Origin of the sequence: Pseudomonas sp. NPDC088429, from assembly GCF_044753305.1 — a bacterium.
GTDB classification, from domain to species: domain Bacteria; phylum Pseudomonadota; class Gammaproteobacteria; order Pseudomonadales; family Pseudomonadaceae; genus Aquipseudomonas; species Aquipseudomonas rustica.
Genome location: NZ_JBIVMX010000003.1, coordinates 223,356 through 237,678 on the forward strand (window position 1 = coordinate 223,356; position 14,323 = coordinate 237,678).

Annotated in this window: 10 protein-coding genes; 5 read left to right on the top strand and 5 right to left on the bottom strand. The window is 59.0% G+C overall.

Translation table 11 applies throughout. The features are described 5' to 3' along the window. Positions 1 to 2 precede the first annotated feature (2 nt). Genes ACIP66_RS03810 through ACIP66_RS03825 form a run of 4 tightly spaced genes read left to right on the top strand, consistent with a single transcriptional unit; the run spans position 3 to position 5,731 of the window. Positions 3 to 1,538 carry a TolC family protein gene (locus ACIP66_RS03810; protein WP_400645562.1) on the top strand — a complete coding sequence of 512 codons (1,536 nt, stop codon included), beginning with the start codon at positions 3 to 5 and terminating at the stop codon, positions 1,536 to 1,538. Then, positions 1,519 to 2,292, top strand: a complete 774-nt coding sequence (locus ACIP66_RS03815; protein WP_159811821.1) for an efflux RND transporter periplasmic adaptor subunit — start codon at positions 1,519 to 1,521, stop codon at positions 2,290 to 2,292. Before ACIP66_RS03810 ends, ACIP66_RS03815 begins: the two co-directional genes overlap by 20 nt. After that, positions 2,289 to 3,635, top strand: a complete 1,347-nt coding sequence (locus tag ACIP66_RS03820; RefSeq protein ID WP_400645565.1) for an efflux RND transporter periplasmic adaptor subunit — start codon at positions 2,289 to 2,291, stop codon at positions 3,633 to 3,635. Before ACIP66_RS03815 ends, ACIP66_RS03820 begins: the two co-directional genes overlap by 4 nt. After that, on the top strand, positions 3,635 to 5,731 hold the full coding sequence (locus tag ACIP66_RS03825) for an HlyD family efflux transporter periplasmic adaptor subunit (RefSeq protein WP_400645568.1): 2,097 nt from the start codon (positions 3,635 to 3,637) through the stop codon (positions 5,729 to 5,731). Before ACIP66_RS03820 ends, ACIP66_RS03825 begins: the two co-directional genes overlap by 1 nt. A 151-nt stretch (positions 5,732 to 5,882) precedes the next feature. On the opposite strand, the gene ACIP66_RS03830 is transcribed toward ACIP66_RS03825, so the two are convergent. The 5 genes from ACIP66_RS03830 to ACIP66_RS03850 form a co-directional block, all read right to left on the bottom strand. Continuing rightward, positions 5,883 to 6,131 carry a hypothetical protein gene (locus ACIP66_RS03830; RefSeq protein WP_400645571.1) on the bottom strand — a complete coding sequence of 83 codons (249 nt, stop codon included), beginning with the start codon at positions 6,129 to 6,131 and terminating at the stop codon, positions 5,883 to 5,885. 934 nt (positions 6,132 to 7,065) lie between these two features. Beyond that, positions 7,066 to 8,757 (bottom strand): aspartate-alanine antiporter, encoded by a 1,692-nt coding sequence (aspT, locus tag ACIP66_RS03835; protein WP_400645574.1) that lies wholly within the window; start codon positions 8,755 to 8,757, stop codon positions 7,066 to 7,068. 25 nt (positions 8,758 to 8,782) lie between these two features. Beyond that, positions 8,783 to 10,396 carry a mechanosensitive ion channel family protein gene (locus tag ACIP66_RS03840; protein WP_400645577.1) on the bottom strand — a complete coding sequence of 538 codons (1,614 nt, stop codon included), beginning with the start codon at positions 10,394 to 10,396 and terminating at the stop codon, positions 8,783 to 8,785. Positions 10,397 to 10,468: 72 nt separating this feature from the next. Beyond that, positions 10,469 to 11,479 carry a helix-turn-helix domain-containing protein gene (locus ACIP66_RS03845; protein WP_400645579.1) on the bottom strand — a complete coding sequence of 337 codons (1,011 nt, stop codon included), beginning with the start codon at positions 11,477 to 11,479 and terminating at the stop codon, positions 10,469 to 10,471. Positions 11,480 to 11,534: 55 nt separating this feature from the next. Next, positions 11,535 to 12,650: an AI-2E family transporter gene (locus ACIP66_RS03850; RefSeq protein ID WP_400645582.1), complete on the bottom strand. Its 1,116-nt coding sequence runs from the start codon at positions 12,648 to 12,650 to the stop codon at positions 11,535 to 11,537. Positions 12,651 to 13,002: 352 nt separating this feature from the next. Between ACIP66_RS03850 and ACIP66_RS03855 the strand changes: the two genes are divergently transcribed. Next, on the top strand, positions 13,003 to 14,268 hold the full coding sequence (locus ACIP66_RS03855; protein ID WP_282351649.1) for a mechanosensitive ion channel family protein: 1,266 nt from the start codon (positions 13,003 to 13,005) through the stop codon (positions 14,266 to 14,268). The last annotated feature ends 55 nt before the right edge of the window (positions 14,269 to 14,323 follow it).

The window sequence follows — 14,323 nt, forward strand, 5'->3', positions numbered from 1 at the left end:
ACATGCGTAAAAACGCGACCCGGCTTCTCAGTAGCGCCATCGCCTCCGCACTGCTGCTCAGTGCCTGTTCGTCGACGGAACCGAAACCTTCCACCGACGAGGAAAACCGCCAACGCATCATTGCCGATCAGTCGCGCATGTACTCCGGGCAGGAACCGGTCACAGCGCCGATCACCTTTTACGACGCAGCAGCCCGAGCGCTGAAATACAACCTCGACTATCGACTGAAACTGATGGAGAGCGCGCTGGCCTCAGACCTGCGCGACGTGTCCAGCCATGAAATGCTGCCGAAGCTGGTAGCCTCGGCCGGTTATGCCGGACGAAACAACGACTCCGGCGGCACCTCGATCGGCATCGAGGATCGTCAGGTCAGCTTGCGGCCATCGACGTCAGAGGAACGCTACCGCGAAGTCTACGGCCTCGGTTTGAGCTGGAGCCTGCTGGATTTCGGCGTCGCCTATTACCGCACGCAACAGAAATCCGACCAGATTCTGATGGCCGAAGAACGCCGGCGCAAAGTCGCGCAAAACGTCCTGCAGGATGTGCGCAACGCGTACTGGCGGGCACTCGGCGCGCAACGTTTGATGCCGGAAGTCGACAAACTGCTGATGCGCACCCACACCGCGCTGACCTCCGCGCGAGAAGCGGAAACCCGGGGCCTGTTGCCGCGTCAGGAGATCCTCGCCTATCAACGCGCCCTCCTCGACTCGATCTACCTGCTGACCGTGCGCCGTCAGGATCTGGAGTTCGCCCAAGCCGAATTGTCGGCGCTGATGTCGCTGCCACCGGGCTCGAAAATGGTGCTGGCTGACGTGCCCGATCCACCGCTGCCGGAAGTGCGTCAAAGCATGGCGCAGCTTGAACAGCTGTCGCTGGAGAACCGCCCGGAAATCATGGAAGAGTGGTACCGCAAACGCGTCAACCAGAAGGATCTGGAGATTGCCAAGGCGCAGTTGTGGCCGAACGTCAGCGTCGATTTCGGCTACAAATATGACTCGAACAAATACCTCTACAACAACGACTGGATGAGCACCGGCCTGCAAGTGTCGACCAACCTGTTGCGCCTGCTGCAACTGCCGTCGCTCAATGCTGCGGAGAAATCCCAGAGCGAAACCGATGACACCCGCCGCGTGGCGCTGTCGATGGCGATTCTCACGCAAGTGCGCGTTGGCACCCTGCGCTATCAACTGGCGCGTCAGGAAGTGGAGTTTGCTGAAGACAGTCTGCGCGTCGACCGCAGCCTGCTCGACTATGCGCAAGCCGCAAAGACCGGCGCACTTGGCTCGGAGCTGGAAGTGATCCGCTCCGAAGGCCGTTATCTGCTCTCGCGTTATCAGCGTGAAGCGGCGTTCTCCAGTGCTCAAGCGGCGTGGGGGCGGATGTACAACTCGGTCGGCCTCGATGTGCTGCCGAAGGAAATCGACCAACACGACATCAAGACCCTGTCGCGGGAAATCCAGCGCACCCTGAACCAACAAGAACAGCAACGCCTGCTCGTCACTTCGCAAGGAACGCCGAATGCGCAAAATCGCCCTTGAACCCCGTTTCGGGGTTCTGTTGTTGGCCAGTCTGATCCTCAATGCCCACGCCGAAGACGCACCTTCGGCCCCGTCCCTGGAAAGCGCGAGCGCCATTCGTGTGTTGCTCGCTTCGGAGCTGGAAACCACGCTATCGAGCCAAATGAGCGGCACCCTCGGCGAACTGAAAGCCGGGTTCGGCGAACAGGTCGGCAAGTCCGAACTGCTCGCTCGCTTCAACTGCAACGAGGCCGAAGCGCGGGCCAAAGTCGCGGCGGCAGAACTGGCCATGGCCAAACAGAATCTGGAGGCAAAAAAACAACTGCGCCAACTCAATGCCGTTGGCGATATCGAAGTGTCGATGGCCAACACCGAAGTGCAAAAGGCCGACGGCGCGCGGGCCATGGGTGCGGCGCAAAGCAGTTATTGCCAAGTGCTCGCGCCTTTTTCCGGGCGCGTCGCCAAGGTGTACGTCAAGCCGTATCAGACCGTCACCGCCGGTACGCCATTGTTTGATCTGGTCAGCGATGGCGCGCTGAAAGTGCGTTTGAACGTGCCGTCCAATCTGCTGAAAAATCTGAAACCCGGCCTGCCGCTGCAAGTCAGCATTCATGAGACCGGCAAGACCTATCCCGCGCATGTCAGCGGGATCAACTCGCGCGTCGATGCGGTGGCACAAACCGTCGAACTCGAAGCGCGCCTCGACAACAAATATCCCGACTTGATGGCGGGCATGAGCGGCACGGCGCAATTTGATCAAGCTGCGCAACCATGACCATGAACGAGCAACTGCCGCACCCTCACCTGCTGCTCGAACTCGACGCGCTGCGCGACAAGGCCATGGCGGCCGACTCGCTCAATGCGTTGGCATTCAGCATGGCCAACGACTTGTATCCGTTGTTGCAATTTCATCAGGCGCTGGTGTTTGCCCAGCGTGAATCATCACTGGAATTGTTGAACGTCTCGGGATTGTCCCGGCCCAGTGAAGACTCGCCGTATCTGGTGTGGCTGCGCCGCGCCAGTCGCTGGATCGCCACGCAAGTCCCTGCTGGCGAACCGGTGTGGCTGACACAGGAAACGGTCGACGCACCGGCCGACATCGCCGAAGGCTGGGGCGAATGGTGGCCGTCGGGCGTCTGGTGCGTGCCGATCCAGGATCGCGATGAGCAGCGCCTCGGTTTGCTGCTGTTGCTCCTGGAGCAGGAACCGCCGGCGGTGTTGTGGCAGCACCTTAAAGGTCTGGTCGGTACCTGGGCGTATTGCTGGGCGGCGCTGACCAAGCGCAAGCGTTTCAATCGCTGGCGGCCCAGTCGCAAGCAATTGCTGCTGACCGCGATTGTGCTCGGTGCCCTGTTGCTGTTGCCGGTGCGGCAAACCGCGCTGGCGCCGACCGAAATCGTCTCGCGGCAGGCACAGATCATCAGCTCGCCCATCGATGGCGTGATCGAGAAGATCGAGGTTCGGCCCAATCAACCGGTCGATGCTGGCACGCTGCTGTTTTCCCTCGACGAAACCACGTTGCGCAGTCGCGCCGAAGTGCTCGGCAAGGAAGTCGCGGTGGCCGATGCCGAGTTGCAGGCGGCCAGTCAACGCGCGTTCGACAACCCGCAAAGCAAAAGCGAATTGACCCTGCTTGAAGGCCGCTCCCAACAGCGTCGCGCAGAACTGGCGGCGGTCACCGCGCAGTTGAAGCGCACCAAAGTCCTGTCGCCTCGAGGCGGCGTTGCGGTGTTCAGCGATCCCAACGATTGGCTGGGCAAACCGGTGGTGACTGGCGAACGAATCATGCAAGTCGCTGATCCGACGCAACCGGCGATGCTGATTCAACTGGCCGTAGCCGACGCGATTGCGCTGGAGCCAGGCGCCGAAGTAACGCTGTTTTTGACCGCTTACCCGCTGACGCCGCTCAAGGGCAAAATTCTCGAAACCAGTTATCAGGCGCGGCCGAGTGATGAAGGCGTGGTCGCCTATCGCTTGTTGGCGAGCATCGACGGCGCACCGGAACACGCGCGCCTCGGCTTGCACGGCACCGCGAAACTGTATGGCGGGAGGGTGATGCTCGGTTATTACTTGCTGCGTCGACCACTGGCGACAATGCGGGCGTGGAGTGGCTGGTAATGCTCGATCCGGCCGATCTGCCCCTGCCCCCTCTGCGTGAAGACCTGCGCCTGAGCGAGGCTGCCGATGGCAGCAACGGTGAACCGGCGTGGGTGATTCAAGACACGGTGATCAATCGTTTCTACCGCATCGGCTGGCTGGAATTCGAGTGCCTGCTGCGCTGGGGCCAATCGCCCCGACAGATCAGCGAGCAGATTGCTGAAGGCACGGCGCTCAAACCCGATGTCGAACAGATTCTCGATTTCCGCCAGTTTCTTGAACAGCATCAGCTGCTGCGTGCAGGCCCGGCGGCGCTGGAAAAGCTTAAAGCCAAAGGCGAAGAAGGCGGCTGGCTGACCTGGCGCTGGTGGCTGCACCATTACCTGTTTTTCCGCATTCCGCTGCTGCGCCCGCAACAACATTTACAGCATCTGGCGAAGGCGCTGGGCTGGCTGTTTCATCCGCTCACCGGCATGCTCGTGCTCGGTTTAAGCCTGCTCGGCATCGTCCTGGTGTTGCAGCAGTGGGACACGTTTACCAGCGCGGTGGTCGAGTCGTTTTCCACCGAAGGCCTGTTCAGTTTTGCCTTGGCGTTGATCGTCGCCAAGACTCTGCATGAACTAGGGCATGCCTTGGTCGCGACGCGGCTGGGCTTGCGCGTCGGGCACATGGGCATCGCATTTGTGGTGATGTGGCCGATGCTCTACACCGACACCGGCGAGAGCTGGAAACTCAGCCGTTCGCGGCAGCGTCTGGCGATTGCCTCGGCGGGGATCATCACCGAACTGTCGCTGGCCGGTCTGTCGACGTTGGGCTGGGCGGTGTGCGATCCGGGGGCGCTGCGCAATGCCCTGCTGTATCTGGCGACCACCAGTTGGTTGCTGTCGCTGGCGTTGAATGCCAGTCCGTTCATGCGTTTTGACGGCTATTTCATTCTTTCTGATCTGCTTGATTTTCCCAATCTGCATGAGCGTGCGTCGGCGTTGGCGCGGGTGACGTTGCGGCGCAACCTGCTCGGTTTGCGCGAGGACTGGCCGGAGACGTTTCCGACCGGTCAGCGGCGCCTGTTAGTGACGTTTGCGATCTTCACCTGGATATACCGTCTGGTGCTGTTTCTGGGGATCGCGCTGGCGGTCTATCTGTTCTTCTTCAAGGTCTTGGGGATTTTCCTGTTTATGGTCGAACTGTCGTGGTTTATCGCCCTGCCCGTCATGCGCGAACTCGGTCACTGGTGGAAACACCGCGCGGCGGTGCCGAGCCGGCGCAAGGTGCAACTGTATCTGGTGTTGCTGGCGATTCTGGCGGGTTTGGCGATCCCTTGGCGCACGCAGATCGATGCAGTGGGCGTGGCGCGGGCCGAGCATCAGATGCGCGTCTATGCGCCCTACCCGGCGCGGCTGCAATCGATTCACGCCGATGGCCCGGTCGAGGCTGGCACCAATCTGGTGGTGCTGGATGAGCCGGACATCGCCTCGCGGGTACGCAGCAGTGAAGCCAATGCACGTAGCTATGAGGCCCGGCTGTCCGGGCTGATCGCCGATCCCGGTGGGTTGGCTGAGGATGCTGTGACCCGTCAACGCCTCAACGTGCAATTCGAAGAAGCCCGCGCGGCCCGCTCGGAAATCGCCCGGCTGAATCTGCAAACACCGTTTGCCGGGGTGTGGCTGGACGTCAACCCGGACTGGAAACCGGGGCAATGGGTCGGTCGTCAAGAATCGCTGGGCATGCTGGTTGACCCGCGCAGCTGGCAGGTGGATGCGTATGTCGCGCAGGATCAAGTGCACCGCATGGCCATCGGCGACCGCGTACGCTTCTACCCCGACGGCCAGACCACGCCACGTAGCGGCCGCGTCCTGCAAATCGGCAGCACCCGCGCGAGCCAGTTGTCCCACCGCATGCTTTCGTCACGCTTCGGCGGCCCGGTACCCACCACGACTGCCGAGCACTCGTTGATCCCGAGCAGCGCTTTGTTTCAGGTACTGATCCAACTCGACGAACCCATGCCCACCCTTCGCGAAACCCGTGGGCATCTGAAAATCGAAGGCGAACGGCGCAGTTTGCTGGCCGATGGTGCAACGCATGTATTGGCAGTGTTGATGCGCGAGAGTGGCTTTTGAATTTTGATAGCTGGTCAAAGATAAACTTGGGATGAATGGTTTTATCAGGGGAGGATAAAAGCTGGTACTTATAAATACTCCAGCTTGTGTAAAACGGGAAAAAACCGATACGAACACTACAGAACCCTATACTTTTGAACGTCACCGAATTTCAATAAGGTGAGCCAATTTTTGTGTCAGGCTTGCAAATTTTCCATTCGGACGTGGGTTGTGCCGAAGTGGAAAGTTCTTCGATAGCAGTTACCACCCCATCAACTCCAACTCGAGCGTACGTTTTTCTATCTGAGGCAATAGCACTTCGAAAATTATATCGAGGAGCGTCATCCCCAGCAAAACCTGCCTTGCACATGCCTGACCCTTCATCGGGCACCAACGCAGCAACATCATCATCTCCATTCATGATCATTCTCCAGAGTATCGTGTATGAAGTTTTAGTGTAGTGACCCTCGACAACAGGGAATGGATGAATTTGAAATATCAAAACAGGCTTGCGATTATTTAAAGCCCACTCGAAAACCTCAGGTACACACTAAAACCTGTGGCGAGGGGATTTATCCCCGATGGGCTGCGAAGCGGCCCCAAACCCGCTAACCCGATACATCAGAAACACCGCATGCACTGGCTTCACGACTGCTGCGCAGCCGGTCGGGGATAAATCCCCTCACCACAGGGGAATGGGGGTCACCTCAGAAAACTGCACTTCTGCGAAACCCAGCCAGCCATCAACCCCATTTCAACTGACACACCACAAACCCATTTCAACTGACACACCACAAACCCATATCAACCGACACATCACAAACCCATTCCAACTGACACACCACAAACCCTGTGGCGAGGGGATTTATCCCCGTTGGGCTGCGAAGCGGCCCCAAAACCTACAATCCCGGTACATCGGACACACCGCACGCACTAGATTCACGACTGCTGCGCAGCCGGTCGGGGATAAATCCCCTCACCACAGGGGAATGGGGGTCACCTCAGAAAGCTGCACTTCTGCGAAACCTAGCCAGCCATCAACCCCAGTCCAACTGACACACCACAAACCCATTCCAACTGAAACACTACAAACCCTGTGGCGAGGGGATTTATCCCCATTGGGCTGCGAAGCAGCCCCAAAACCTACAATCCCGGTACATCAGACACACCGCATGCACTGGATTCACGACTGCTGCGCAGCCGAACGGGGATAAATCCCCTCGCCACAAGGAAAGCGGGCTACCCAGGAAAATCTGCACTTCTGCTGACCCCAGCCAGCCATCAAATCCAATTCCACTGACACACCACAGGGAATGGGGAGCTTCAAGGTGGTGTGTAGGTAGCTCCGGGGAAATTCAGCCAGCCACCACAAAGATGATGATCGGCCCGCACACCGCCAGCAGCACATTGGAAATTGCATAACACACGGTGAAGCCAATCACCGGTGTATTGCTGCCAGACTGCTCAATGATCTTGTTCATCGAAGCCGCCTCTGTCTGCGCCCCAGCCAATGCGCCAAAAAGAATCATCGGGTGCAAGCGCAGCACGTAGCGACCGAAGTACAGCGCCACCAATGGCGGCACAATCGTCACCACCGCGCCGGACAGCAACAACGCCAGCCCTTGCTCTTTCATCGCTGCAAACGCCGCTGGCCCGGCCAGCAGGCCGACCACCGCACCAAACGCGGTCAAACCGAATTCGGAAAACGCCCATTGTGCCGCCGGTGGCAACGCGCCGATTTCCGGGTGGCGCGAGTTGTACCAGCCAATCACCAATGCCGCGACCAACACCCCGCCGCCAATACCCAGCTCCACCGGAATCATGCCGATGTGCGTCGACAGCAAGCCGATCAACGAGCCCACGACCATGCCCAGCGTGTGCATGGCAATGTCACTTTTGTAATTGTTCTTGCGAATGCGCCCCAGCCGTTTGGCGATCATTTCGACGCTGGCAGTACGCCCGGTCAACGTAATCACATCCCCCCGGCGCAACACCGTGTTCGGCAACAGCGGCAAGTCATAGCCCTGACGCGTGATGTTGTTGACGAAGCAGCCCAGGCGCTTTTCATTGGCTAAACGGCTTTTCGCCTGATGAATCGTCTTGCCGGCGAACTCCGCCGAGGTCAGCACAACGTCCACCTCACGGGTCGGAAACGACAGCGACTCAGGGTGATCGATCTCCGGCCCGACCCAATGGCTCAGCGTGCCCACCGCGTCGCGCAAGGCATACACACCGACCACATCCCCCGCCATCAACACAAAATTTTCATCGCGCTCGATCACCTGCCCGGCCCGCACCACCCGCTCGACCGTCAGCGATTCGTGCAGCTTTTCGATGTCGATGATCCGCTGCCCATCGGCCTGGCCGTTACTCGCCACCTGATGCGCACGCACAACGATCCTCGTGTACGGCACGGTGATCGCCTCTTCTTCCTTGGCGATCCCCAGTTCCAGCTCCAGTTCACGCGCCGATTCGCGCAAATTCACACCGAGCAACTTCGGCGCAATGCTGCCGACAAACACGATCAAACCAATGGTGCCGAACAGGTAGGTGATCGCGTAGGCAATCGCCATGTGGCTGTTGAGTTTCGCCACGGCTGCCGCGTCGAGATTCAACTGATTGATCGCGCTGGTCGCGGTGCCCATGATCGCCGTATCGGTGAGCGCACCGGCACCGAGTCCGGCGGTGAAACCAGCGTCGAAATCAAACAGCCAATACATCGCCAGAATCGCCACCAATGCCGTCGCACACAGCACCACCGACAACAACACCAGTTTCAGCGTGCCGCGATTGAGGCTGCCGAAAAACTCCGGCCCGCTCTTAAAGCCGACGGCGTAGATGAACATCACGAAGAACACCGACTTCAAACCCGTCGGCACTTCCAGACCGATCTGGCCGATCAGCAACCCCATCAACAGCGCGCCGGCCACCGAGCCCAAATGAAAGCTGCCGATGTGAATGCGCCCGACAAACACGCCCAGCGCGATCGCCAGAAACACGGCGATTTCCGGATCAGCGCGTAATGCGTGGAGGACAAAATCGAGCATGGTGCGGACTCCCTTGCAGCGACGGTCACTGATCCTTCGGTTCTTGCGCCGGCGAGGTAAACCACTTCTCTCGCGGCACCCACTTCTCGGCCTGCGGATCGCCCAGATAATGCGGCGACATGATCTGCACGCCGTACTCGTTGAACACGTCCTGAATATTGGCGTGGAGCATGCTCAACAGCACCGCGCGTGGCCGTGGCTGACTCGGAATCGCCTGCGCCACCAGTCGGTACTCGGGATAGAAATCCGACAGCGCGGTTTGAAACACCTGCGCCGCCGGGTCTTCGAGAATCCCCGGCGTGCGTTTGGCCGCTTCCAGCAGCATCGCTTCGACCTGCCGCCAAGGCGTGTCGTAGCCGATGGTCACCACCGTGTCGACCACGTAACCCGGGCCTTGCACGGTGCGCGAGTAGTTCTTGGTCACGGTGCCGGTGATCAGCGAGTTGGGCAGTGTCAGCACTTCGCCAAGGCCGGTACGAATGCGCGTGGTGAACATGCCCAACTCGGTGACCGTACCCTCGTATTCGCCGATTTTGACGAACTCGCCCGGGCGCAATGTGCGGGTATACGTGAGGATTAACCCTGCCGCTGCCTGCCCCACCACGCTGGTCGCACCGAGGGAAATCATCAGACCGATCAACACCGACAAGCCCTTGAACGCATCGGTTCCGGCGCCGGGCAGATACGGATAAGCCATCGCCAGCGCAAACAACCAGATCGCCAGCGACGTCAGCCGCTGAGTCGGCTGCAGGGTTTCGTGATTGAGCCAACTGAACGTGCCCGGCGTCGACATGCGCCGCAGCATGCGCCGGGTGAACGCAGTAGCGCCGCGCGCAATAAAGAAAATCGCCAATGCCACGCCCAATCCCGGGACGGCGCCAACGATGCCTTGCAGCAGATAGTCGGCGAGTTCGAACAGGTAGTTGTTGAGGCTTTCACCCCAAGGCCGGGTGTAGGGAAACCGCGACAGAACAAAGCCCAGCCACTCATAGGTCAGCAGCAAAATCACCAGCCAGCGCAGCACCAACAGTAAACGGCTGACCAAGGGATAAAGGAAATTGGCGTCGATGACCTGCACCCGCCCGACCTTCAACGCCTTGGTGTGGCGATCCATCAGTTCGGGGAGTTTTCTCAGCAAGCGTCGGCGCATCCAGGCCAGCGCCCACAACAACGCGACATAGATGACGGTGGCCACCGCCGCCAAGGCCAGCGACCTGATGATCAGATCCATGCTGCGCGCTTCATGGGTCTCGGAGACCACCTGACGCAGTTTTTCAGCCGCACCTTCGGCAGCCTGCTGCACCGAGGAATATTGCAGGCTGTCGACATCGTTGGGTGAAACGATGAATGCCCGCTTGTTGCCGAGCAGCACCATGTAACTGTTCTGGATCGAATCGATGCTGATGTTCAGTTCGGCGTCTTCATCGAGCGCTTCACTGATGACCATTTTCGCCCGTTTGACCCGCGAGGCCGGCGCCTCGCCCAGAATGGTTGCGCGAAACAGCATGATGCTGCGATTCGCGACCTTGAGCTCTACCGCATCATTTTCCGCTTTTGCCGCAGCGTCGAGCGCCCAGCCAGACCCCGTCCAGAGCATCGCGAAAACCACTATTAATACAGCCAGCAGCTTGCTTCGCATGCGCCTTTTTCCTTACGCCACAGTTGTTTGTGAGGGATACGTAAGGCAGCGTAGTTGAGCGATGAACGGTTGTCAGATTTCCACAGTCAACAGTTGTTGTGCCCGCCAGTTTCTGGGCGAAACACCCGTCCATTGTTTGAAATGACGGCTGAACACCGAGACATCGGCGTAGCCCAGATTCAGCGCCAGATCGGTGATGCTGGTCTTGTCCAGCAGCAAGTTTTGCCTGGCGATATCAAGGCGCGTGTCCTGCAGCAGGCGACTGAAGCTGATGTTTTCGGCTTTAAGGCGTTTTTGCAGAACACGTGGCTGCAGCCCCAGCGAGTGACTGACCGCATCGATATTGCATTCGCCGGTGTTGAGCAGACTGCCGATCAGATGGCAAACCTGCGCCTTGAGGTTGTCGGGGTATTGGGTTTTGAGCAATTGCATGCGGTTGTTCCAGTGTTCGCGCATCAAAACCTCATCGGCGAGCGGCGCGCGTTTGAGGTAATCGAAAGGAAAACTGACGCCGTCGAAACTGCTGTCGAAACGGACTTTTCCGTAGACGTCGGCAAATGACCAACCCGGGTTTTTCAAGGTGCCTTGCTGCAAGTGCAAACGAATCTGCGGGCTGTCGGCGCCCGTGAGAATTTTCACCGCGTTGAACAGGTGCGCGCCGCTGAGCTGCCTCAGTTGCTGCAGCCCGAGTTCATTGGTGAAGTCGAACTTGAACCTGATTTCGGCACGCTCGCCCCGTCGACTGACTTCAAGGTGCAAGCCACTGGCGTGCAGGTACAAGTATTGGCGGGCGAAATTCAATGCCTCGCCCACGGTGGGTTGGCGGCTGCCGGACAGGGCCACGTCGCCAATGGCGAGCAGATTCTGTCTTGATGCCAGCCGCAAACCGAACAGCGGTTCCTGACAATGACGTGCGGTGTCATCCAGCAGGTCTGCGGTTTTTTCATACGACAGATAACTGTTCGGTTCGCGCAATTGCGCCACCACCATGCCGCTGTCACGCAGCAGACTTACCGGGTTGTGACCCAGTTCGGTCACTAGCGCGCTGTAGCCCTCGATGGCACCGCTGCGTAACAGAAACATTGCCTGCATCCTTAGCCGTAAAAAAAGTGATGGATCAGCTACTAACCGTGGGCGCTCAAGGCGAATGTTCCTCAACGGTCTGCGTCAATGGCGTGACGGCTTCGGCAGGTTGATACACCCAGCCAATAAACAGCTCGTAGCCGATCGCCAGAATCACCGGCCCGGTGAACAAGCCGATGATGCCACTGGTGATCATCCCGCCAAGCGCACCGATCAACACCACCGGCATCGGCACGGCCACACCGCGCCCTAGCAGCATCGGTTTGAGGACGTTGTCAGAAAGCCCGGCGATGATCATCCAGATCGCAAAAATAATCGTGCTGGCACTGACACCGCCCTGAGCGAATGCATAGATCACCACCGGCAGCGTGATCAGCAGAACCGGCAATTGCATGATGCCCAGCAGCAGCACCAGTAGCGCCAGCACGCCGGCTGCCGGAATGCCCATGATCACCAGCGCCACACCGATCAACAGCATCTGAATGAACGCAATCCCGACCACACCCTGCGCCACGGCACGAATCGTCGCGGTACACAGTTCGGCAATCTGCGGCCCGCGCACCGGCCCGGAGACACGACTGGTGATTGCGACGGCTGTCCGCTGACCACGCTCGCCGTTTTTCATGATCAGCCCGGCGAAGATCAGCGCCAGAATAAACACCACAATGCCGGTGCCGACGCCGGCTACCTGGTGCAGCGCAACCTTGCTCCAGTCTTTCAGATGTGGGGCGACCTGATGAAAGGCCCAACTCAAATCCTGCGAGGCGTGCAGCCAGATGCCATACAACGGCGCACCGATCAGTGGCCAGTTTTCGACGTTGGCCGGTGGCGGCGGAATTTCGAACTGACCATTCTCCACCGCGTGGATGCCGGTTTGCACCGAGTCCGCCACCGAGGCACCCAGCAAGCTTAACGGCAGCATCAGGATCACCAGCCCGAGAATCACCAGAATCACTGCCGCCCAACCGTTACGCCCACCCAGCTTGGCGCCGAGCATCTGGTTCAGTGGGTAGAGGGTGACCGCGAGAATCAGCGACCAGAGCATCACGTTGAGAAACGGATGAAAGATGTCGTAGCAGAACAGCACCAGAACCGTGATCAAGCCGGCGCGTATCAACACGTCCAGTAACGCCCTTGAGCTGTTGAACGTGAGCAGCGGTTTCTCTTCCATCGTGGTTCTCCTGAGAAGCACCCATTGCGGGATGTCGGTTGGCTCAGCCTAGAACACAACGCCGGGCCCAGCCGTTTTTACGCATGATTTAGCGGCCGGAGGCTTGCCCGGGGCGCGGCAGAACTTATTGCGCAGCGCTGGAGCCGTCAATGCCACGTTCGTGATCCATCAACCTTTGTTCGCGAAAAATCAAGTTGCTTATTCGCTTGCTGCGTAACCTTGATGGACTTGCTGAATCGCTTCTCCCGCGATTGAAAAACAACCGCCAATCGCAGCCTTCGCAACGTCTTTCCCTCAGCCGCCCCCTCTCTGATTCAAGGAAAGGGCCGCGCCGTACAGGAATATCAAACCGATGAATTTCACAGAGATTTGGCTCAATGTTGAGCAGTTCTGGCGCTCGCTGGACAATCATCCTTACGTGAACGCCACGCTGACATTGCTGGTGCTGGTGTTTGTCGCGCTGCTGTTGGGGCGTCTGGGTCGCTTTCTGATCCAGCAAGGCGTCCGGTTGCTCGGGCGTCAGGCGTCGATGCGCTGGATCAACGATCTGCACAACAACAAAGTGTTTCTGCGCCTCGGGCAAATCATCCCGTCGCTGATCGTCCAGTTCGGTTTGAACATCATTCCGGGGTTAAGCCCAAAGCTGCAAACCATCCTGGGTGACATCGCCCTGGCCTTCACCCTGTTGTCGCTGGTGATGGCCATCGGCGCCGTGCTCGACACCCTACTGGTCATCTATGCGCGCACCGAACATGCGCGCACCCGCTCGATCAAGGGTTATGTGCAACTGGCGAAAATGCTGTTGTACGTGCTCGGCGCCATCATCATTGTCGCCATTCTGATCAACCGCTCGCCGCTGTTGCTGCTGTCGGGGCTTGGCGCGATGTCGGCGGTGATCCTGCTGGTCTACAAGGACACCCTGTTGTCGTTTGTCGCCAGTGTGCAGTTGACCAGCAACGACATGCTGCGCGTGGGTGACTGGATCGAAATGCCGCAACTGGGTGCCGATGGCGACGTGGTCGACATCACGTTGCACACGGTCAAGGTGCAGAATTTCGACAAGACCATTGTCTCGATTCCGACCTGGCGCTTGATGTCCGACTCGTTCAAGAACTGGCGTGGCATGCAGCAGGCCGGTGGCCGACGGATCATGCGTGACGTGCACATTGATTCCGGTGGCGTGCGCTTCCTGACGGACGAGGAAGAACATCACCTGAGTCAGGTCAGCCTGTTGAGCGCCTATCTGGCGCGCAAACTGCCTGAACTCAAGCACTGGAACGAAGCGCAGGGCAATGTCGCGGCGCTCTCGGCCAATCGTCGCCGCATGACCAATCTCGGCACCTTCCGCGCCTTCGCCCAGGCCTATCTGGACAGCCATCCTTCGATTGCGCGAAACATGACCTGCATGGTGCGTCAGATGCAATCCACCGCTCAGGGTGTGCCGCTGCAGATCTATTGCTTCACGCAAACCACCGTTTGGGCGGACTACGAGCGCATTCAGGCGGATATTTTCGATTACCTGCTGGCCGTATTGCCCGAGTTCGGCCTGAGCCTGTACCAGCAACCGAGCGGTAAGGACTTGCGCGGTGTATTCCCGATGGCTGATGCGATCGTTTGAAACATTGAGCTTGCTCGCGAAAGCGTTGTGTCCGTGACGGCGATGGTGAATGAAA